A 1,872-nucleotide genomic window follows, 5' to 3' on the forward strand; every position below is an offset into this window, starting at 1 on the left:
CGGCGGATCTCCACCGCCTCTTCGATGGCCGCCAGCGCGTCCTCCCGCCGGCCCAGAGCGTCGAGGCAGCCCGAGAGGTTGTTGAGCGACGTGGCCAGGTTGGGCAGGAAGGCATCCGGGCGCGCGGCGGCGAGGCTGCGATAGATCTCCACCGCCTCTTCGATGGCCGCCAGCGCGTCCTCCCGCCGCCCCAGAGCGTTGAGGCAGCCCGAGAGGTTGTTGAGCGCCGAGGCCAGGTTGGGCAGGAAGGCATCCGGGCGCGCGGCGGCGAGGCCGCGGCGGATCTCCACCGCCTCTTCGACGGCCGCCAGCGCGTCCTCCCGCCGCCCCAGAGCGTTGAGGCAGCCCGAGAGGTTGTTGAGCGTTACCGCAAGGTTTGCCTGCTGCCCCTCGTCCTCGGGCAAATCACGCAACAGACCGAGGATAGTCTCGGTGATCTCAAGCTTGATCTCGCGCAGTTCCAGCGTGTATTGCGGCATTGCATCCGACAGCGCCATCAGCGCCTCAAGATCCACCGCATCCGCCCGCAGCGCCTCGAGCCAGGCAAGCGGCGTGCGCTCGCCCCGGATCAGAAAGTCCTGGCAGGCCCGGATCACCGCCGTCGTCACCTCCGCCCGCTTCCCCTCGGCCGCCCGGCGCAGCGCCGAAACGCCCATATCCGGCAGCAGTTCCAACGCCGTCATTGCCAGCGCCTCGCCCAGAATATCTGGCAGCACCGCGCCAATGCCCCCGGCCGCACCCGGCAGTGCCCCGTGCAGCACCGCGCGCACGGGTTCACTCCCGCCCGGCAGCGCCAGATGCAGCGCCGTCGCCTCACGCGCGATGGCTGCATGTGCATCCGCCTCGCTCCAGCCTTCTGAAAGCGTGGCCAGTGCCGCCAGATGCCCATCGAACGGACGATCCGCCCCGCTGTCCCCGCCCGGCGGCAGATCGGGATGCGCCGCCCAGACCTTGCCGATGCGCCGCAACTCGCCTTTGGCCAATTCTCGGGCGATCTTGTCGGCCGTCAGGGCTGAGGCCACCTCCAGCCCCTGTCGCGCCGCCACAAGACCAAACATCGCGATGAACAATGGCTCACCACCAAGACTGATCGACGCGAGTGTGTGATCGAGGCTGTCAGACGGCGCTGGCGCATCCGCCCCCGTCGCGGCCTCAAACGCCGCGGCGAAGACGTTGTGCCGCTCGTCCTTCGTGCTCAGCGCTTCGATGGTCAGGGGGGCTTTGGGCGCCAGCAACTCCGCGACCGCCTCTCCATCCAGCCCGCCCTGTTCGAACATCCGACGCCACCAGGCCGAGCCCGGCCCGCCAACCCGCTCGAGCAGCAGGATGCGCAGCTTTGGCCGCGTGCCCGTCTCGCCAGACAGAGCCCGGAACCACGAGGCAAGCGCATCGAGCTTGGCCGAAGCATAATCCACGACCACAAGGCAGGGTTCGTCGCGTCGCGTCTCACAGCCCGCCGCGCGGAACACATCAAGACGGTCGCGTTCGGCAAAGCCTGCCGTCCAGCCGTCAGACTCGGCCATGTCGATCAGTTCCGTCGCCAGCCGCGTCTTGCCGCGCCCGCCGCCTCCGAGGATGACCTGCACCGAGACCTGCTGAGATCCAGCTAGCCAGGCCCGCAGATCCGCCAGCATCCGCCCGCGCCCCGCCAATGGGATCGTGTCGCGATTGTAGGGCGAGAGCACCTTCGTCTCCCGCCGGCCCGTTGGCGTATAGCCTGGCTCCCCCCGTCGGCTCGCATCCTCAGGCGCTTCCGAGTAACTGGCCCCGCGGAACGTCGTCAAAAGCAGCCCAACGGCCCCACCAATGTTGACCGCATTCCCGTCGCCCAACACCTGAACAACAACGTTCCCAGCACCAGAAACGGATGCC

General features: G+C 68.5%; 1 protein-coding gene. It reads right to left on the reverse strand.

Annotated elements, in window-relative coordinates:
* On the reverse strand, window positions 1-1,634 hold a 1,634-nt coding region (locus tag ACR0LW_RS21190; RefSeq protein ID WP_480884412.1), incomplete at its 3' end, for a tetratricopeptide repeat protein.
* Between the last annotated feature and the right edge of the window lie 238 nt (window positions 1,635-1,872).

This window comes from Ruegeria sp. N4 (assembly GCF_056531425.1).